Raw genomic sequence first — 17,745 nt, forward strand, 5'->3', positions numbered from 1 at the left:
CAGTCGCCCGCTTCAGTAACCCGCGTCGTCCGTCGTTTCGGACGATGCGCTACCGGCGGGCTGGTCGCCTTGCTGCCGTGCCCGCTGAAACAGGCGCCAGGCTTCCCACGCGGTGAATGCGAGGCCGCCCCACTTGATTACGGGGCGCAGCGCCGAGAAGACGCCGCTGCGCAGCGGCTTGGCGAGGATGAGTGAGACGAGCGAACTGAGCAGGGGATATTGCTTGAGCAGGTTGCCAAGTCCCGCGCCCAGGCCGCGGCCGTGCGAGCGGCCAGCGCCCGGAACGAGAAAACGCAGCCAGCTAAAACGCGCGACGCCGTCGCGCAGCTCGCCAATGGCTCCGGCGATCTCGGCGCGCTCGACGCTCGCACGCACGATCAGCAACTCCTTGCGCAGCGCACGCAGTTGCGGCGTCGACAGATCGCGAGAACGCGGGCGGGCGGGGCGAAAGGCGGTATCCGGTCTGGGTCGGCTCATAGTGTCGATTGGGCGGTTGACTGGGCGGCCAAAGGTTCCTCCGTCAGTGCTTGCGAAGGATTTCGCGATCCTTCTCGAACTCGTCGAGGGTTGCCTGGAACACCATCGGTGCATCGCGCAGGCTGCTGCGCGCTTTCATGGCGCAGAACAGCGCGGCGAGCGCATAGATGATTGTGATGCCGGCGAGCGCCTGCAGGCGCCAGGTATCCCAGAACGCAATCGCGATCAGCGCGGTAAGCGCCATCAGCGCCATCGCGGCGAGCATCATCGCGGCCACGCCGAGAAACAGCACGGCCATCAGGCGGTCCTTCTCTTCGGACAGCTCGATGCCGATCAGCTCCAGCCTGGTCTGCAGCATCGCGAACGCGGAGCCGAACAGGCGGCGCAGCGGTCCTTGATCATGTCGTGGCGATTCGGTGTCTGTCGTCATGGCGAGAGCGGATGGTGCATGCTGATGCACGAGAAGATGCGGGCCGTCACGGCGCGCCGGTTACTGAAGCAGCGGGCGCAACGAAACCACGCGGCGCGCCCGCGCCGTTGTGCAGAAACAGGCCGGGCGCCCGCGTGACGGTTACCTGCGAGTTACTTGCCGATTACTTGCGATTGATCAGGAGGCCGATCAACACACCCACGCCTGCGGCGATGCCGATCGAGGTCCACGGGTGTTCGTGAACATAGTCGTCGGTGGCGCGAGCCGCCTTTTTACCTTTCTCGACCACGACGACCTGCACGTCGGCGGCCTTTTCTTTTGCCTGTTTCAGGCGCGAGAGTGCCGTTTCGCGCAGTTCGGACGCGCGTTCGCCGGTGGCGCTCGCAGCCTGCTTGAGCAGGTCCTCGGCGTCCGCGAGGACGTTTTTGATATCCGACATTAGCCTCTCCTTGTTGACTTCTGACATTGACTGGCTCCCTTCGTGTCTCGCCACGCGTAAATCGTAACAAAGAAACGGACACTGGCAAGCGCGGCGCGTCGCGTCGAGCGCCTGCGAGTCACGAACCGTCTGTTACCGCTACGTCGTTGCGGTGCGGTGACGGGCATGCATGGCGAATTGCTGTCCACTCCCATGGAGTTGATCTGGCACGTAAAGTTTCGTGGTCGGGCCCAAAATTACGAAAACTCATGAAGGTGTGAAGCGATATTCGTTCTTTCTGCGATACAGCTCCCGTATCCTTGTCTTCAATGCCCGCTTACCTTCGCACGCACTGCCCGGGTTGGCGGTGCGCCCGTCCACCCTTCATTCAAGGACATCGAACATGAGTCTACGTCTTGGCGACACCGCACCCGACTTCGAGCAGGATTCGAGCATCGGTCGCATCAAGTTTCATGACTGGCTTGGCGAGAGTTGGGGCGTGCTGTTCTCGCATCCCGCCGATTTCACGCCGGTCTGCACCACGGAACTCGGTCTGACGGCAAAGTTGAAGGACGAATTCGCGAAACGCAACGTCAAGCCGATCGCCCTGTCCGTCGACAGCGCTGAATCGCACAAAGAGTGGATTAAGGACATCAACGAGACGCAGGTCACGAGCGTCGGCTTTCCGATTCTCGCGGACGGCGACCGCAAGGTGTCGGAGCTTTACGACATGATCCACCCGAATGCGAACGAAACGCTCACTGTGCGTTCGCTTTTTGTGATCGATCCGAAGAAGAAGGTGCGTCTCATCATCACCTATCCGGCCAGCACGGGGCGCAACTTCGACGAAGTGCTGCGCGTGATCGACTCGCTGCAGCTCACCGATAACCATCAGGTCGCCACGCCCGGCAACTGGAAGCAGGGCGACGACGTCGTGATCGTACCGTCGCTGAAGGACGAAGCGCTCATCAAGCAGAAATTCCCGAAGGGCTATAAGGCGTTGCGCCCGTATCTGCGTCTCACGCCGCAGCCGGGCAAATAAGCTTCCCGGCCGCACACCTCGCCAATAACAAAGCGCCGCACATCGTGCGGCGCTTTCTTGCATCTGGCTATTGCAGACGTGGAAGGCACGCCGGGCAATCAGAAGAACGCCTGAATGCCCGTCTGCGCGCGGCCGAGAATGAGCGCGTGAATGTCATGCGTACCCTCGTAGGTGTTGACCACTTCGAGGTTCACGAGGTGACGCGCAACGCCGAATTCATCGGAAATGCCGTTGCCGCCCAGCATGTCGCGCGCGAGACGCGCGACGTCGAGCGACTTGCCGCACGAGTTGCGCTTCATGATCGAGGTGATCTCGACGGCGGCCGTGCCTTCGTCCTTCATGCGGCCAAGGCGCAGGCAGCCTTGCAGGCCGAGCGTGATTTCCGTCTGCATATCGGCCAGCTTTTTCTGGATCAGCTGGTTGGCGGCGAGCGGGCGGCCGAACTGCTTGCGGTCCAGCACATACTGGCGCGCCGTGTGCCAGCACGCTTCAGCCGCGCCGAGCGCGCCCCAGGCGATGCCGTAGCGCGCCGAGTTCAGGCACGTGAACGGGCCGCGCAGACCCTTCACGCCCGGCATGATGTTCCCTTCCGGGACGAACACTTCGTCGAGCACGATTTCGCCCGTGATCGACGCGCGCAGCCCGACCTTGCCGTGGATCGCCGGCGCCGACAGACCCTTCCAGCCCTTCTCGAGGATGAAGCCGCGGATATCGTCACGGCCGTCCTCTTCGAGCTTCGCCCAGACGACGAACACGTCGGCGATCGGCGAATTCGTGATCCACATCTTCGCGCCCGAGAGCGAATAGCCGCCGCTGACCTTCTTCGCGCGCGTGACCATGCTGCCCGGATCGGAGCCGTGGTTCGGCTCGGTCAGGCCGAAGCAGCCGATCCATTCGCCGCTCGCGAGCTTCGGCAGGTACTTCTCTTTTTGCGCTTCCGAGCCGAATTCGTAGATCGGCACCATCACGAGCGACGACTGTACCGACATCATCGAGCGGTAGCCTGAGTCCACGCGCTCCACTTCGCGCGCGATCAAGCCGTAGCTCACGTAGTTGAGGCCGGGGCCGCCGTACTGCTCGGGAATCGTCGGGCCGAGCAGGCCCAGTTCGCCCATTTCGCGGAAGATCGACGCGTCGGTCTTTTCATGGCGGAACGCTTCGAGCACGCGCGGTGCGAGCTTGTCCTGCGCGTATGCGGCAGCGGCGTCGCGCACCATGCGTTCGTCGTCGGTGAGCTGCTGGTTCAGCAGCAGCGGATCGTCCCAATGAAAATGGGCGTGGTCGGCCATGGTATGTCTCCTCGGATAGGGATCAGATACTTGACAGAAGTTCCGCTATGCGGAACAATGTTTTGCAATTTGATCCAGTGTACCACTAGCCTACCTATGTCTGCATCCGGATTACCGTTACATGCCTCGCAGCCCGACAGTACGATCGACGAACGCAAGTTCGTCGTCGCGCTCGCACGGGGCCTCGAACTGCTGCGCGCGTTCCGTCCAGGCGAGACGCTGCTCGGCAACCGCGATTTCGTCGAGCGCACGGGTTTGCCCAAGGCGACCGTGAACCGGCTTGCCTACACGCTGAGCGTGCTCGGCTACCTGCGCTTCGACGAGGCGCTCGGCAAATACGCGCTCGACGCGGGCGTGCTGTCGCTGGGTTTCACGATGCTCTCGGGCACCGATATCCTCGAACTCGCGCGGCCGCATCTGCGGGCGTTTGCGCGCGAGGTGGGGGCGGCCGTATCGCTCGGCTGCCGCGATGGGCTCGACATGGTTTATCTGGAGACGATCCGCAGCGAGACGGCGCTGACGCTCGGTCTCGCATCGGGTTCAAGGCTGTCGATGCTCACGAGTTCGATGGGGCGCGCCTATCTGGCGGTGCTGCCGCACGACGCGCGCGCGGCGCTGCTGGCCGACCTGGAGAAGGCGGCGGGCGACGAAGGTCCGGCACTGGTCGCGGCGGCGCAGCGCGAGATCGCGATATTCGCGCAGGAAGGGTGCTGTTATTCGTTTCGCGACTGGCACGACGACGTGAATGCCGTGGCCGTGCCGTTTCGCGAGCCGCGCGAGCGCCGCTGGCTCGTGTTGAGCTGTAGCGGGCCGGCATCGTCGATGGGACCCGACGTATTTCGCGGGCGCGTCGCGCCGCTGCTCAAGTCGCTCGCGCGGCGGCTTGGCGAGACGGTCTGAGCCGCGTACTGCACCGCGTCGGGGGAAATGAAAAAGCCGGGACATCGTCCCGGCTTTTTGACTGCCTGCGTGCTTGAAGCCGCTTATTTGCTGCTTACTTGCCGCTTATTTGCCACGTTGGCGACGAGCGTTTTCAGCAATACGCATACGCAGCGCGTTGAGCTTGATGAAGCCGCCGGCGTCGGCCTGGTTGTAGGCGCCGTGGTCGTCGTCGAAGGTCGCGATGGTCTTGTCGAACAGCGTGTCCTTCGAGTCGCGCGAGACGACCGAGACGCCGCCCTTGTACAGCTTCACGCGCACCCAGCCGTTGACGTTCTGCTGCGTGTGGTCGATCAGCACCTGGATTGCACGGCGCTCCGGGCTCCACCAGTAGCCGTTGTAAATCAGCGAGGCGTAGCGGGCGAGCAGGTCGTCCTTAAGGTGCGCGACTTCGCGGTCGAGCGTGATCGACTCGATGCCGCGGTGCGCCTTGAGCATGATCGTGCCGCCAGGCGTTTCATAGCAGCCGCGCGACTTCATGCCGACGTAACGGTTTTCGACGAGATCCAGACGGCCGATGCCGTGCTTGCTGCCGAGGCGGTTCAGTTCGGTCAGTGCTTCAGCCGGCGTGACGCGCTTGCCGTTGATGGCGACCGGATCGCCGTGTTCGTATTCGATATCGACGTATTCGGCAGCGTCCGGCGCCAGTTCGGGCGAAACCGTCCAGCGCCACATGTCTTCCTCGGCTTCCGCCTTCGGGTCTTCGAGGTGACGGCCTTCGAACGAGATGTGCAGCAGGTTGGCGTCCATCGAGTAGGGCGCGCCGCCCTGGCGGTGCTTCATGTCGATGGGAATGCCGGCGCTTTCGGCGTAGGCGAGCAGCTTCTCGCGCGACAGCAGATCCCACTCGCGCCACGGGGCGATCACCTTGATGCCCGGCTCGAGTGCGTAGTAGCCGAGTTCGAAGCGGACCTGGTCGTTGCCCTTGCCGGTTGCGCCGTGCGAGACAGCCTGTGCGCCGGTCGCGCGTGCGATCTCGATTTGGCGCTTGGCGATCAGCGGACGCGCGATCGACGTGCCGAGCAGGTACTCGCCTTCATACAGCGCGTTGGCGCGGAACATCGGGAACACGAAATCGCGGACGAACTCTTCGCGCAGGTCGTCGATGAAGATGTTCTCTTGCTTGATGCCGAGTTGCAGCGCCTTTTTGCGCGCCGGCTCAAGTTCTTCGCCCTGGCCGATGTCGGCGGTGAAGGTCACGACTTCTGCGTCGTAGTTGTCCTGCAGCCACTTCAGGATGACCGAGGTATCGAGGCCGCCCGAGTAGGCGAGCACGACTTTATTGATATCGCTCATGGTGAGTCCGTAACGGGTGAGATCTGTGCGCGCGGGCGGCCCCGACGCGCGGAAAACAATATTTTGACACCAAACTGTCAGCGCGCCGCGCTTTTCGGGCGGCGCGCCGGGTCGGGATCAGTGGTTCAGGCGGCCGAGCATCAGAAATTCCATCAGCGCCTTCTGGACGTGCAGACGGTTTTCCGCCTCGTCCCAGACCACGCTCTGCGGCCCGTCGATGACTTCCGCGCTCACTTCCTCGCCGCGATGCGCCGGCAGGCAGTGCATGAAGAGCGCATCGGGCTTGCCGCGCGCCATCATCTCGGCGTCGACGCACCAGTCGGCGAACGCCTTCTTGCGGGCTTCGTTCTCGGCCTCGAAGCCCATGCTGGTCCAGACGTCGGTGGTGACGAGGTCGGCGCCGTCGCAGGCTTCGTTCGGATCGTCGAATACCGAGAAGAACGGCGTGCTTTCCGCCGCGACGAGTGCCGGATCGAGCTGATAGCCCGGCGGCGTCGAGATGCGCAGCTTGAAGTCGAGGATCTGCGCCGCTTCGATCCACGTATAGAGCATGTTGTTCGCGTCGCCGACCCAGGCGACGGTCTTGCCGCGGATCGGCCCGCGGTGCTCGTAGTACGTGAAGATGTCGGCCAGCACCTGGCAGGGGTGATATTCGTTCGTCAGGCCGTTGATGACCGGCACACGCGAATTCTGCGCGAAGCGCGTCAGGATGTCCTGGCCGAACGTCCGGATCATGATGATGTCGACCATGCGCGAGATCACCTGCGCCGCGTCTTCGATCGGCTCGCCGCGCCCGAGCTGCGTGTCGCGCGTGCTCATGAAGACGGCGTGACCGCCGAGCTGGAAGATGCCGGCTTCGAACGAAAGCCGCGTGCGCGTCGAGTTCTTCTCGAAGATCATCGCAAGCGTACGGTCGTGCAGCGGATGGTAGGTCTCGTAGCTCTTGAATTTGCGCTTCAGAATGCGGGCACGCTCGAGCACATATTCATACTCGTCAAGAGAGAAATCCTTGAACTGCAGGTAATGGCGAATGGTCCGGGAGGTCATGAAACGAAAACGGCGCCGGATCCGGCCTCGGAACTGCACGATCGAGCCGGCGACGCCGCTGCGGTTGTGGTGGTAAGTCAATGCAGCATAAAGGATTTTGTCCGGTTTGACGAGCGACTTACAGCGCGGCGAGCGCTTTGCCGCGGGTTTTGTCACCCATCTTCGACGGGTTTTTCACGCTGCCGCGGCGCAAACGCAAAGCGCGTGAGAACGGCCTGCCGTTTGCTTTCGCGCACCTTGTGTGCAGTGCGGAATACCCCTGGGTAGGCTATAATCGCGGGGTTTTCCCTCAGGCACGACAGCGAGCCCGGCGGGTATCCAGGCATATAACAGCGCAGGCATATCGGCGGTTATATCGCCAGGCATATCGGGCGGCTCGCGGCAGCGGCTTAAACGCTGGTGGCTGTGCGCGGCAAATTCGACGATCTCGATGCGGCGCGGAGCGAGTACCAGTGTGCGGACGGCCGCGCCCTGTCCATCGGACTGTATTCGCGCGCGAGGTCGCAAGGCTTTGGCCGGCGGCCCGTAACCCGGCGGCAACGCGCGGGCGGCGCGAGCGCGCCGATGTTTCGTGCTGCAGCACAGCGTGCAGTCACACAGGTACCGTAAATGGCCGACGAAGCCTCAACCGAATACTTCATTCAAGGCATCACTTCGAAGGGGAAGAAATTTCGCCCCAGCGACTGGTCGGAGCGCCTGGCCGGCGTGATGTCCAGCTTCGGACCCAAGGCTGCGATGAACGCGCGGGGACCGAATGCCTACCTGGGGTACTCGCTGTATGTCCGGCCGACGATGATCGGCGATCTCAAGTGTGTGGTGCTCGATTCGCGCTTGAAGGACATCGAGCCGATGGCATTCAACTTCGTCCTTAATTTCGCGAAAGACAACGATCTCGTCGTGACCGAAGCGTGCGAACTCCCGCTCGATCATGCGGCACAGAAGGGTGCAAGCCGCTGAGCGCCGCCGTGAGCACATAAGGCGCTCGCGCAACCGCTCAAAAAATAACCCGCCGAGGCGGGTTTTTTTGCGCCTGCGCGCCGGGTGTTGTCCGCGGGTGCCGTCTGACACCTGGTTGAAGCGCCGTTCCGCCACGAACAAAAAAACCCGCCGAAGCGGGTTTTCATGAAGCGCAGCGGAAACAGGAGGCAGCCCGCCGAAGCGGGCTAGCCGGGATTTACTGCGCGCTGACCTGCATCGCCTTGAGGGCGGCAGACAGGCGGCTCTTCTGGCGAGCAGCCTTGTTCTTGTGAACGATTTTCTTGTCGGCGATGATGTCGAGCGTCTTTGCCGATGCCTTGAAGATTTCAGCGGCTGCAGCCTTGTCGCCAGCGTCGATAGCCTTGCGAACAGCCTTGATGGCGGTGCGGAACTTCGAGCGCAGCGCCGAGTTATGCGAGTTTGCCTTCGCGGCCTGACGGGCGCGCTTGCGTGCTTGTGCGGAGTTAGCCATTACGGTTCCTTGTCCTGTTCCTGTTTCCAGTGCCGGCCCGCTGACAATCAGTCAGGCTGGGTGGCGCTGCTTGCCTTGATCCGAACTTCCGGCAAAGTGTTTGTCCGAAAGCGCAAAACGTGTTTGGCCGGGTGCGCCTGGTGTTTTTTTCCGGTTTGGGTACCTTGGGTACCGTTCTGCCGTTCGATTATCCACTGGCGCAGCGACTGCCTTGGTGCTGAGGGCGTCAGCGCGATTGGTTGTGACTGGATTCACACGAACCGCGCGAAAAAGACGCCAAAGCAAAAGACGAATTTTAATGTTCCGAAGGCAGGTGAGCTTCGAAACTGCGAATTATAGCAACGAAATCAGGGGCGTGGCAACCGCTGTGCGCGTTGGCGGCAAGCCGCGGACACTGGCGGGCTGACGCGGCCCGTGGAAATCGCCGAAGTGGCCGATGCGCTCGCTCACGCAAGAGAATAGGGGTGCGATTGAATGGCGCCCGGCGCCGCAAGTTGATCGAACGCAGCGTGAAGCTCGCTGTCAGAATCGCGGACCCGAACGGCGGCACGTCGCTGATGCGGCCGAAGCGGCCTATGCAGCCGATGCGGTCAACGCAGCCGATGCGCTTCGACGGCGCACCGCGTGCCACCCGTATAATAAGCGCCCCATGAATCTATTCCGAGCCCTGTTGACGGTCAGCGGCTTCACGCTGCTGTCGCGCGTGACCGGCCTGGCGCGCGAAACGCTGATTGCACGTGCTTTTGGCGCGAGCCAGTTCACCGACGCCTTCTACGTCGCGTTCCGCATTCCCAATCTGCTGCGCCGGATTTCGGCGGAAGGCGCGTTTTCGCAAGCCTTCGTGCCGATCCTCGCCGAGTTCAAGAACCAGAAGGGCCATGACGCGACCCGCGATCTCGTCGACGCCATGTCGACGGTGCTCGCCTGGGCGCTCGCCATTCTGTCGGTGTTAGGCATTTTCGGCGCGTCGTTTGTCGTGACGGTCGTCGCGGGGGGGCTCAAGACCGACGGTCATGCGTTCACGCTTGCGGTTGCGATGACGCGCATCATGTTTCCGTACATCGTGTTCATTTCGCTGACGTCGCTCGCGGCCGGCGTGCTCAACACATACAAGCAGTTCTCGCTGCCCGCGTTCGCGCCGGTCCTGCTCAACGTCGCGTTCATCTTCGCGGCCGTGGTCGTCGCGCCGCACCTGAAGCAGCCGGTGTATGCGCTCGCGTGGGCCGTGATCGCCGGCGGCGTGCTGCAGTTCTTCGTGCAGTTGCCGGGTCTCAAGCGCATCGACATGACGCCGCGCATCGGCTGGAATCCGGTCAAGGCGCTCGCGCACCGCGGCGTGAAGCGCGTGCTCGCGAAGATGGTGCCCGCGATGTTCGCCGTCTCGGTCGCGCAGATCAGCCTCATCATCAACACCAACATCGCCTCGCGCCTTGGCCCGGGCGCGGTTTCGTGGATCAACTTCGCCGACCGGCTCATGGAGTTCCCGACCGCGCTGCTCGGCGTCGCGCTCGGCACGATCCTGCTGCCGAGTCTCTCCAAGGCGCACGTCGACGCAGATACGCACGAATATTCCGCACTGCTCGACTGGGGCTTGCGCGTGACCTTCCTGCTCGCCGCGCCTTCGGCGATTGCGCTCTTTTTCTTCGCCGAGCCGCTCACCGCGACGCTCTTCCACTACGGCAAGTTCGACGCGCGTTCGGTCGTCATGGTGGGCCGTGCGCTCTCCGCGTACGGCGTGGGGCTGATCGGCCTCATCCTCATCAAGATCCTCGCGCCCGGTTTCTATGCGCGCCAGGACATCAAGACGCCCGTGAAGATCGGCGTGGGCGTGCTCGTCGCCACGCAGATCAGCAACTACATCTTCGTGCCGATCCTGTCCCACGCGGGCCTGACGCTGTCGGTCGGGCTCGGCGCGTGCATCAACGCGCTGTTACTCTTCATCGGCCTGCGCCGGCGCGGGATCTACACGCCGTCGTCGGGCTGGGCGAAGTTCTTCGTGCAGTTGCTCGGGGCATGCCTCGTGCTGGCGGGTGCGATGCACTGGAGCGCGAACGCCTACGACTGGATCGGCCTGCGCCACGCGCCGCTCGCGCGCATCGCGCTGCTCGGCGCCTGCCTTGTGCTGTTCGCCGCGCTATATTTCGGTATGCTTTGGCTCATGGGCTTCAAGTACGCGTACTTCAAGAGGCGGGCGAAGTGACCACGATCAGCACGCGGGTTCTCGATTATTTCAGCGCGCTCGTCGCCGATGACGACAGTCTGCCGCTCACCGAAGCGGCGCTTTCGATCGCGCAGGACGCGTATCCCGATCTCGACATGCAGGGCACGCTCGCCGAAATCGACGAACTCGCCATGCGCGTGCGCCGCCGCCTGCCCGAAGGCGCGGGCGTTCGCGAGCGGATCTCGATCCTGAACCAGTGCTTCTTCCGCGAGTTCGGCTTCGCCGCCAACCTCAACGACTATTACGATCCCGACAACAGCCATCTGAACGCCGTGCTCACGCGCCGGCGCGGCATTCCCATTTCGCTCGCTGTGCTGTATCTGGAGATCGCCCAGCAACTGGATCTGCCGGTGCAGGGCGTGGCGTTTCCGGGGCATTTCCTGCTGCGCGCGTCGCTGCCCGAAGGCGACGCGATGCTCGACCCCACGACGGGCCACACGCTCTCCGAGTCCGACATGGTCGAATTGCTGGAGCCGTTCGTGGCGAAGGCAGGCGATTCGGTCGCGCGGGCGCTGCGCATGCTGCTCGAACCGGCGACGCGCCGCGAGATCGTCGCGCGCATGCTGCGCAACCTGAAATCGATCTATCTGCAGACGGAACGCTGGCAGCGCCTGCTCGCGATCCAGCAGCGGCTCGTGATCCTGCTGCCGTACGACATCGAGGAAGTACGCGACCGCGGCTTCGCGTATTCGCGGCTCGACTACCTGCGCCCGGCGCTCGAAGATCTCGAGCGCTATCTCGACGAACGTCCCGACGCCGACGACGCGATGGTCGTCGAATCGCAGTTGCAGGACTTACGTCAGCGCGTGCTCGACAACGAACAGGATTGAGCGCGATCCCGCGATGACCGCGCTCAGATAAAAAACCGCGACATTGTCATGTCGCGGTTTTTTTTTCGTTCGCAGGCGCCGCAGCGGCGTCGCGCGCAATCACTTCGGCTGCATGCGGATCGCGCCGTCGAGCCGGATCACTTCGCCGTTGAGCATCGGATTCTCGAAGATCTGCTTGACGAGCATCGCGTACTCGGCCGGTTTGCCGAGGCGCGACGGGAACGGCACCATCGCGCCGAGCGCGTCCTGCACTTCCTTGGGCATGCCGAGCAGCATCGGCGTTTCGAAGATGCCGGGCGCGATCGTCATCACGCGGATGCCGCTGCGCGAGAGATCGCGCGCGACCGGCAGCGTCATGCCGACGATGCCGCCCTTCGAAGCCGCATAGGCCGCCTGGCCGATCTGGCCGTCGTAGGCCGCGACCGACGCCGTGTTGACGATCACGCCGCGCTCACCGCCTTCCGCGGGCGCGGTCTGCGCAATCGCGGCTGCCGCGAGACGGATCATGTTGAACGTGCCGATCAGATTGACCGAAATGGTCTTCGCGAATACGTCGAGCGGGTGCGGGCCGTCCTTGCCGACCGTCTTCACGGCGGGGGCGATGCCCGCGCAGTTGACGAGGCCGCGCAGCGTGCCGAGCGCCGTCGCCGCCGCCACGGCGCGGGCGCCGTCTTCTTCGCCCGCCACGTTGCACTTCACGAACACGCCGCCCAGTTCTTTCGCGAGCGCAACGCCCGCGTCTTCATTGAGGTCGGCGATGACGGGCTTGCCGCCTTCGGCCGCAATCAGGCGTGCCGTCGCTGCACCGAGGCCCGACGCACCGCCGGTGATGAGGAATACGTTGTCGCGGATCTGCATGTCTCTTCTCCATTTGTTATGGGTGTGATGCAGGCGGCACGCATGAAAAACGGGCCGCCCGGCGTCGCACTTGTGGCGCGACGCCAGCCGGCCCGCAGGCAAACCAGCAAGATCCGAGCAAGACCGGCTAAAGCATGACTGGGGGAGCCGGCCACGCCGGTCTTCCCCGGCTGGCCGGCGTCGAGTGGCTTACTTGAGCACGTCGAATACGCGGGCGCGAATTTCGTCGACGCCGCCAAGGCCCGAGATGGCCCGGTACTGCGGCGCCTTCAGCCCGTTTTCCTCGCCGCGCTTCGCCCAATCGCTGTAGTAGGCGATGAGCGGCTTGGTCTGCGCGACGTACACGTCGAGACGCTTGCGCACGGTCTCTTCCTTGTCGTCGTCGCGCTGGACGAGCGCCTCGCCGGTCACGTCGTCCTTCATTTCCTCTTTCGGCGGATTGAACTTGACGTGGTACGTGCGGCCCGACGCCGGGTGCATGCGGCGGCCGCTCATGCGCGTGATGATCTCGTCGAACGGAACGTCGATCTCAAGCACGTAGTCGATCGCAACGCCGGCCTGTTTCATCGCTTCGGCTTGCGGCAGCGTGCGCGGGAAACCGTCGAACAGGTAGCCGTTTGCGCAATCGGGTTGCTGAAGGCGTTCCTTCACGAGGTTGATGATCAGCTCGTCAGTCACGAGTTCGCCCGCATCCATGAAGCGCTTCGCTTCGATGCCGAGCGGCGTGCCGGCTTTCACGGCCGCGCGCAGCATGTCGCCGGTCGAGATTTGCGGGATGCCGAACTTCTCCTTGATGAAGTTTGCCTGGGTTCCCTTGCCCGCGCCCGGGGCGCCCAACAGGATCAAACGCATATCAACAATCTCCAAAGCTGTGTGAATTCTTGCGGCGCGGCGTGCACCATGTGGGCAGCATCGGCGGCGGTCGTGTGTCTTCCTCCCGTTCGCGCGGATGCCGCTTTCGACTGTGCCAGCGGGTTGCAGGCACGTCCTGCGCGGCAACATCCGCGGTTTTTGGCGCGGACGGCGCAGCAGGGCGAGATCGGTGAACTATGGGGAAAACCCCGACGCACAAAGGCTTTGACGGCGCGCACGAACGATTGATTATGCCACGGGATATTGGCCCTACGGCCGGAATTAAGGTCGGTATAGCGCCTGCACGCGTGCGAGATCGGCTGGCGTATCGACACCCGGCGCCGGTGCTTCGGCCGTTACGAGCACGGCAATGCGCTCGCCATGCCACATCGCGCGCAGTTGCTCGAGCGCTTCGACTTGCTCGATGGGCGAGTGTTCGAGCGCCGGATAGCTGCGCAGGAATTTCGCGCGATACGCGTACAGGCCGATGTGGCGATAGACGGTCGCGTTCGGTGCGGGCATGGCGGCCAGATCGAGACGCGCGGGCGACCAGTGCGGCTGCCACGCGTCGCGGGCCCAGGGAATGGGCGCACGCGAGAAATAGAGCGCCACGCCGCGGGCATCGAGCACGACCTTCACCACATTCGGGCTGAAGATGTCCTCCGGAGCCGTGATCGGATGCGCAGCCGTCGCAATCGCGCATTCGGGGTGCGCGGCGAGATGCGACGCAACGTCGCATACGAGCGCCGGATCGATCAGCGGCTCGTCGCCCTGCACGTTGACGACGATCGTGTCGTCGCTCCAGCCGTACTGCGTCGCGACTTCGGCGAGGCGGTCGGTGCCCGACGGATGGTCCGCGCGCGTGAGTACGGCTTCGAAGCCGTGGTCGCGTGCGGCGTCGAGCACGCTCTGGGCGTCGGAGGCGATCAGCACCTGCTGCGCGCCGGAGGCCTTCGCGCGCTCGGCCACGCGCACCACCATCGGCTTGCCGCCGATGTCGGCGAGCGGCTTGTTCGGCAGCCGCGTCGACGCGAGACGCGCCGGGACGACGGCGATGAAAGGTTGCACGGGTACGGTCATGGCCAGCTCGGGGAGGGCGGAAAATGAAAACGCGCCGCAGGCGGCGCGCATGGGCAAGGCTTCAGATCGGGCGGGCGTGCTTGGCGCGAAACGCGCAGCGCGCCGCAGGATCAGGCGGCGCCAGGACCGGCCGGATCGACCGGCGTGCCCTCGACCGTCTGGCGCGCCTCGTCGACGAGCATGACGGGAATGCCGTCGCGGATCGGGAAGGCGAGCTTGTCGGCGTTGCAGATCAACTCCTGCGCTGCGCGGTCGTAAGTGAGCGGGCCCTTGCAGATCGGGCAGACCAGGATTTCAAGCAGACGGGCGTCCACGTAGTTTCTCCACAACCAGGGTAATAAGACGATGATCGAGCGCGGCAACGACCGGGACGACCCAGATGCGCGCATCGTTCCAGGCTGCCAATTTTACTGCATCCTTTTCGGTGACCAGGATCGCGTCGGCCTTGACCTCGGTGAACGGATTGGTCGCGAATGCGTAGTGATCGGGCAGCGGCATGGTTTGCGGGGCGAGCCCCGCGCCGCGCAGCGTCGCGAAAAAGCGCTCGGGCGAGCCGATGCCGGCCGCCGCCACAATGCGCTGGGCGGGCTGGCCAGGTTGAGCGGTTTGTTTGTCCGGCGCGCCTGCGAACTGCGCGAGCGGACGGCGCAGCGCAGGACTGGACAGATGCCACGCTTCGCCGGGTTCGAGCTTCAGCGCGAAGGTATTGGGCCACGGCGGCAGCGCACGCTCGAACGGATTGTTGATGAGCGTTGCGTCGCGGCTGCGCGAGAGCGTCTCGCGCAGCGGCCCGGCGGGCAGCAGGAAGCCGTTGCCGCCCAGCCGGTGGTCGAACACGACGAGCTCGACGTCGCGCGCGAGGCGATAGTGCTGGAGGCCGTCGTCGCTGATGATCACGTCGATGTCGTGATGCGCGGCGCGCAACGCCCGCGCGGCGGCGACGCGATCGGGTGAGACCCACACGGGCGCGCCGGTGCGGCGGGCGATCAGAAGGGGTTCGTCGCCCGCGACGCGCGCAGGCGTGGCCGACGTAACTGGCGTCGGCCGTTCGACTTTCGCACCGTAGCCGCGCGAGATGACGCCCGGCGTGAAGCCGGCGGCGCGCAGCGCGTCGACGAGCGCGATCACGGTCGGCGTCTTGCCGGTGCCGCCAACGGTCACGTTGCCGACCACGACGACGGGCACACCGACGTGCACGGTCTTGAGCCAGCCGAGCGCGTAAGCGGCGCGGCGTGCGCCGCTTATCGCGGCGAACACGGCCGCAAGCGGCGTGAGCGCCCACGCGAGCGGGCCACGCCGCTGCCACTCGCGTGTCAGCCGGCTCTCGATGCGCGAAGCGAGGCCGCTCATTGGCACAGGAACCGGCGCGACCGGTGCGCGCGTGCGCGTCCGTGTGCGGGCGTCGCGCGTGAAAGCAGGACGGACGGGACTGGCATCGGGCGGTTCTCCGGAGCGTGAACGAACGGGGCGGGCAAGGTGCTCGGCGACGCACAACGCGACGTTCGCGCGCCGCCGCGCCACCTGGCCCGCAGTGGCCGCGAGGCCACTGTGAACCCGGGACTCTAGCGCGTGTGTACGCCACGCGGCAAGCTGCCTGCCTCGCCGGTGCGGCTCGCCGCTTTCAAGGCCCGGTATATGGCCAACCCCGGGCCAACCGCGGGCCAACCCCGCGGCCAATACAGCCAGGCCCACAGCCAGGCCCGCAGCCAGGCCCGCAGCCAGGCCCGCAGCCACCTGTGGATAACTTTGTGGACAAACCACGGTCTGACGGGCTGGGAGGCCCATTCGTGCTACGTTTTATCGGCGGCCAGCCCGGTTGTTTCGATAAAAAGCTACATAAAATCAATCGCATACGGCGTAATTGCGGCGTCTCCCGGGCTGCGTTTGCGGGCCGCACACCTGATTGAAATCATGTGGAAACTTCACCGCGCCTGGCGCCTTTAGCAGTTCGTGCTGGACGCAGTCGTGCCGATCGGTCTATCGTCTGTCCGGCCTGGTTTTTCGCACATTCCCCCATGAATTCCGATCGATTTTCCGCTTCTCCCTTCGCTTCGGGCGGCGACACTGTCGTGCCGGTTTCGGCGCTCAACCGCACGATTGCTTCGATGCTCGAACGATCGTTTCCGCTCGCGTGGATTTCGGGCGAGGTGTCGAATTTCACGCGCGCCGCGAGTGGCCACTGGTATTTCTCGATCAAGGATGCCCAGGCGCAGATCCGCTGCGTGATGTTTCGCGGCCGCGCCCAGTACGCCGAGTTCACGCCGCGCGAAGGCGACCGTATCGAGGTGCGCGCGCTCGTCACGATGTACGAGCCGCGTGGCGAGCTGCAGCTGAACGTCGAGGCGATCCGGCGCACCGGGCAGGGGCGGCTTTACGAAGCGTTCCTGCGCCTGAAGGCGCAACTGGAGGCCGAAGGACTCTTCGACGCCGCGCGCAAGCGCGCACTGCCGACGCACCCGCGCGCCATCGGCGTAATCACGTCGATGCAGGCCGCCGCGCTGCGCGACGTGCTCACCACGCTCTGCCGCCGCGCGCCGCACGTGCCGGTGATCGTCTACCCGGCGCCCGTGCAGGGCGCGGGGTCGGCCGAGAAGCTCACGGCGATGCTCGAAACCGCGAACGCGCGCGCCGAAGTGGATGTGCTGGTGCTGTGCCGCGGCGGCGGCTCGATCGAGGATCTCTGGTCGTTCAACGACGAGGCGCTCGCGCGTGCGATTGCGGCGAGTGCGATTCCCGTGGTGAGCGGGGTGGGCCATGAAACCGACTTCACCATCGCCGATTTCGCCGCCGATATGCGCGCGCCGACGCCGACCGGCGCCGCCGAACTCGTAAGTCCCCAGCGCGCGCTGTTGCTGCGCGAGCTCGATCAGCGCCATGCGCTGCTTGCACGCGGCTTTGGCCGGCAGATGGAGCGGCGCGCGCAGCAACTCGACTGGCTCGCACGGCGTCTCGTTTCGCCCGCACAGCGGCTTGAGCAGCAGCGCGCGCATCTGCGGCAACTGGCGATCCGGCTCGCCTCGGCGGGCTCGCGCGCAACGGCCGACGCCCGCGCGCGTTTCAACGTGCTGCAGATGCGCTGGCAGCGCGTGCGGCCCGACGCTGCGTCGCAGGCGGTCCATGTCGAAACGCTTGGCCGGCGGCTCGACGCCGCGTTCGCACGGCGGCGCGAACGCGAGGCGGCGCGCGTTTCGGAATTGACGGCGCGGCTCGACGTGCTCAGTCCGCAGCGCACGTTCGAGCGCGGCTACGCGGCGCTGCTCGACGCGCAAAGCGGTGCCGCCGTGCGCTCGCCTTCGGCGCTCAAACCGGGCAAACGGCTGACCGTGCATCTCGCGCAGGGCAGTGCCGATGTCGCGCTTGCCGACGTTCAGCCGCGCCTTGCCGATAGCTTCTGACGCACTGGCGCATCATTGGCCGCTGCGGGCGCGCGGTTTGCTGCACTAGCTGCACTCGCGCGATCCGGCATGGCGTGCGTTCGTCTATCGCGTAGCGTGATGCGCATGAAAAATGTGCGCT

The 17,745-nt window shown here is 64.7% G+C and carries 18 protein-coding genes; 6 read left to right on the forward strand and 12 right to left on the reverse strand.

What is annotated here, in order from left to right:
• Nucleotides 1-12: 12 nt before the first annotated feature.
• The 3 genes from Q0L30_RS17250 to Q0L30_RS17260 all read right to left on the reverse strand — a co-directional run bounded on the left by Q0L30_RS17250 (nt 13) and on the right by Q0L30_RS17260 (nt 1,373).
• The gene (locus tag Q0L30_RS17250; RefSeq protein ID WP_296658798.1) at nt 13-477 is read right to left on the reverse strand and encodes a DUF3318 domain-containing protein; all 465 of its coding nucleotides are present in this window, start codon (nt 475-477) and stop codon (nt 13-15) included.
• 43 nt (nt 478-520) lie between these two features.
• On the reverse strand, nt 521-907 hold the full coding sequence (locus tag Q0L30_RS17255; protein ID WP_296658801.1) for a phage holin family protein: 387 nt from the start codon (nt 905-907) through the stop codon (nt 521-523).
• 163 nt (nt 908-1,070) lie between these two features.
• A complete protein-coding gene (locus Q0L30_RS17260; protein WP_293036602.1) occupies nt 1,071-1,373 on the reverse strand; it encodes a YqjD family protein in 303 nt (100 codons plus the stop codon).
• A gap of 355 nt (nt 1,374-1,728) precedes the next feature.
• Between Q0L30_RS17260 and Q0L30_RS17265 the strand changes: the two genes are divergently transcribed.
• Nucleotides 1,729-2,367 (forward strand): peroxiredoxin, encoded by a 639-nt coding sequence (locus tag Q0L30_RS17265; RefSeq protein ID WP_296658806.1) that lies wholly within the window; start codon nt 1,729-1,731, stop codon nt 2,365-2,367.
• A 98-nt stretch (nt 2,368-2,465) separates the two neighbouring features.
• Here Q0L30_RS17265 and Q0L30_RS17270 read toward each other — a convergent pair whose 3' ends face one another.
• Nucleotides 2,466-3,656, reverse strand: coding sequence for an acyl-CoA dehydrogenase (locus Q0L30_RS17270; RefSeq protein WP_296658808.1), 1,191 nt, complete (start codon nt 3,654-3,656; stop codon nt 2,466-2,468).
• A gap of 96 nt (nt 3,657-3,752) precedes the next feature.
• Between Q0L30_RS17270 and Q0L30_RS17275 the strand changes: the two genes are divergently transcribed.
• Nucleotides 3,753-4,556: an IclR family transcriptional regulator gene (locus tag Q0L30_RS17275; RefSeq protein WP_296658810.1), complete on the forward strand. Its 804-nt coding sequence runs from the start codon at nt 3,753-3,755 to the stop codon at nt 4,554-4,556.
• A 105-nt stretch (nt 4,557-4,661) separates the two neighbouring features.
• On the opposite strand, the gene Q0L30_RS17280 is transcribed toward Q0L30_RS17275, so the two are convergent.
• Nucleotides 4,662-5,891, reverse strand: coding sequence for an argininosuccinate synthase (locus tag Q0L30_RS17280; protein ID WP_296658813.1), 1,230 nt, complete (start codon nt 5,889-5,891; stop codon nt 4,662-4,664).
• Nucleotides 5,892-6,008: 117 nt separating this feature from the next.
• Nucleotides 6,009-6,938 carry an ornithine carbamoyltransferase gene (argF, locus tag Q0L30_RS17285; protein WP_296658815.1) on the reverse strand — a complete coding sequence of 310 codons (930 nt, stop codon included), beginning with the start codon at nt 6,936-6,938 and terminating at the stop codon, nt 6,009-6,011.
• A 609-nt stretch (nt 6,939-7,547) separates the two neighbouring features.
• On the opposite strand from argF, the gene Q0L30_RS17290 reads away from it, so the two are divergent.
• Nucleotides 7,548-7,895: a DUF3579 domain-containing protein gene (locus Q0L30_RS17290; protein ID WP_296658819.1), complete on the forward strand. Its 348-nt coding sequence runs from the start codon at nt 7,548-7,550 to the stop codon at nt 7,893-7,895.
• 217 nt (nt 7,896-8,112) lie between these two features.
• Here the strand turns inward: Q0L30_RS17290 and rpsT are convergent, their stop codons facing one another.
• Nucleotides 8,113-8,388 (reverse strand): 30S ribosomal protein S20, encoded by a 276-nt coding sequence (gene rpsT / locus Q0L30_RS17295; RefSeq protein WP_296658821.1) that lies wholly within the window; start codon nt 8,386-8,388, stop codon nt 8,113-8,115.
• A gap of 649 nt (nt 8,389-9,037) precedes the next feature.
• Here rpsT and murJ point away from each other — a divergent pair.
• A complete protein-coding gene (gene murJ / locus Q0L30_RS17300; RefSeq protein WP_296658824.1) occupies nt 9,038-10,588 on the forward strand; it encodes a murein biosynthesis integral membrane protein MurJ in 1,551 nt (516 codons plus the stop codon).
• Nucleotides 10,585-11,439 (forward strand): SirB1 family protein, encoded by an 855-nt coding sequence (locus Q0L30_RS17305; protein WP_296658827.1) that lies wholly within the window; start codon nt 10,585-10,587, stop codon nt 11,437-11,439. The genes murJ and Q0L30_RS17305 overlap by 4 nt, the downstream gene beginning before the upstream one ends.
• 99 nt (nt 11,440-11,538) lie before the next feature.
• Here the strand turns inward: Q0L30_RS17305 and Q0L30_RS17310 are convergent, their stop codons facing one another.
• From Q0L30_RS17310 to lpxK, 5 genes are all read right to left on the reverse strand, one after another.
• Complete coding sequence (locus Q0L30_RS17310) at nt 11,539-12,297, reverse strand: SDR family NAD(P)-dependent oxidoreductase (RefSeq protein ID WP_296658829.1); 759 nt, start codon at nt 12,295-12,297, stop codon at nt 11,539-11,541.
• Between the two features lie 189 nt (nt 12,298-12,486).
• Entirely contained in the window at nt 12,487-13,149 is a 663-nt protein-coding gene (adk, locus tag Q0L30_RS17315) for an adenylate kinase (RefSeq protein ID WP_296658832.1), read from the reverse strand.
• Nucleotides 13,150-13,431: 282 nt separating this feature from the next.
• Nucleotides 13,432-14,229, reverse strand: coding sequence for a 3-deoxy-manno-octulosonate cytidylyltransferase (kdsB, locus tag Q0L30_RS17320; RefSeq protein WP_296658835.1), 798 nt, complete (start codon nt 14,227-14,229; stop codon nt 13,432-13,434).
• 110 nt (nt 14,230-14,339) lie between these two features.
• A complete protein-coding gene (locus Q0L30_RS17325; protein ID WP_293039086.1) occupies nt 14,340-14,543 on the reverse strand; it encodes a Trm112 family protein in 204 nt (67 codons plus the stop codon).
• Nucleotides 14,524-15,579: a tetraacyldisaccharide 4'-kinase gene (gene lpxK / locus Q0L30_RS17330; protein WP_296658839.1), complete on the reverse strand. Its 1,056-nt coding sequence runs from the start codon at nt 15,577-15,579 to the stop codon at nt 14,524-14,526. The genes Q0L30_RS17325 and lpxK overlap by 20 nt, the downstream gene beginning before the upstream one ends.
• 665 nt (nt 15,580-16,244) lie before the next feature.
• Here lpxK and xseA point away from each other — a divergent pair.
• Complete coding sequence (xseA, locus tag Q0L30_RS17335; RefSeq protein ID WP_296658842.1) at nt 16,245-17,624, forward strand: exodeoxyribonuclease VII large subunit; 1,380 nt, start codon at nt 16,245-16,247, stop codon at nt 17,622-17,624.
• The last annotated feature ends 121 nt before the right edge of the window (nt 17,625-17,745 follow it).

Origin of the sequence: Paraburkholderia sp., assembly GCF_024281035.1 — a bacterium.
Taxonomy (GTDB): Bacteria; Pseudomonadota; Gammaproteobacteria; order Burkholderiales; family Burkholderiaceae; genus Paraburkholderia.

Coding starts and splice junctions, on each gene's coding strand:
- murJ (WP_296658824.1), top strand. CDS start 9,038: ATGAATCTATTCCGAGCCCTGTTGACGGTCAGCGGCTTCACGCTGCTG.
- Q0L30_RS17260 (WP_293036602.1), bottom strand. CDS start 1,373: ATGTCAGAAGTCAACAAGGAGAGGCTAATGTCGGATATCAAAAACGTC.
- Q0L30_RS17275 (WP_296658810.1), top strand. CDS start 3,753: ATGTCTGCATCCGGATTACCGTTACATGCCTCGCAGCCCGACAGTACG.
- rpsT (WP_296658821.1), bottom strand. CDS start 8,388: ATGGCTAACTCCGCACAAGCACGCAAGCGCGCCCGTCAGGCCGCGAAG.
- adk (WP_296658832.1), bottom strand. CDS start 13,149: ATGCGTTTGATCCTGTTGGGCGCCCCGGGCGCGGGCAAGGGAACCCAG.
- Q0L30_RS17250 (WP_296658798.1), bottom strand. CDS start 477: ATGAGCCGACCCAGACCGGATACCGCCTTTCGCCCCGCCCGCCCGCGT.
- lpxK (WP_296658839.1), bottom strand. CDS start 15,579: ATGAGCGGCCTCGCTTCGCGCATCGAGAGCCGGCTGACACGCGAGTGG.
- Q0L30_RS17270 (WP_296658808.1), bottom strand. CDS start 3,656: ATGGCCGACCACGCCCATTTTCATTGGGACGATCCGCTGCTGCTGAAC.
- argF (WP_296658815.1), bottom strand. CDS start 6,938: ATGACCTCCCGGACCATTCGCCATTACCTGCAGTTCAAGGATTTCTCT.
- Q0L30_RS17255 (WP_296658801.1), bottom strand. CDS start 907: ATGACGACAGACACCGAATCGCCACGACATGATCAAGGACCGCTGCGC.
- kdsB (WP_296658835.1), bottom strand. CDS start 14,229: ATGACCGTACCCGTGCAACCTTTCATCGCCGTCGTCCCGGCGCGTCTC.
- Q0L30_RS17265 (WP_296658806.1), top strand. CDS start 1,729: ATGAGTCTACGTCTTGGCGACACCGCACCCGACTTCGAGCAGGATTCG.
- xseA (WP_296658842.1), top strand. CDS start 16,245: ATGAATTCCGATCGATTTTCCGCTTCTCCCTTCGCTTCGGGCGGCGAC.
- Q0L30_RS17290 (WP_296658819.1), top strand. CDS start 7,548: ATGGCCGACGAAGCCTCAACCGAATACTTCATTCAAGGCATCACTTCG.
- Q0L30_RS17280 (WP_296658813.1), bottom strand. CDS start 5,891: ATGAGCGATATCAATAAAGTCGTGCTCGCCTACTCGGGCGGCCTCGAT.
- Q0L30_RS17310 (WP_296658829.1), bottom strand. CDS start 12,297: ATGCAGATCCGCGACAACGTATTCCTCATCACCGGCGGTGCGTCGGGC.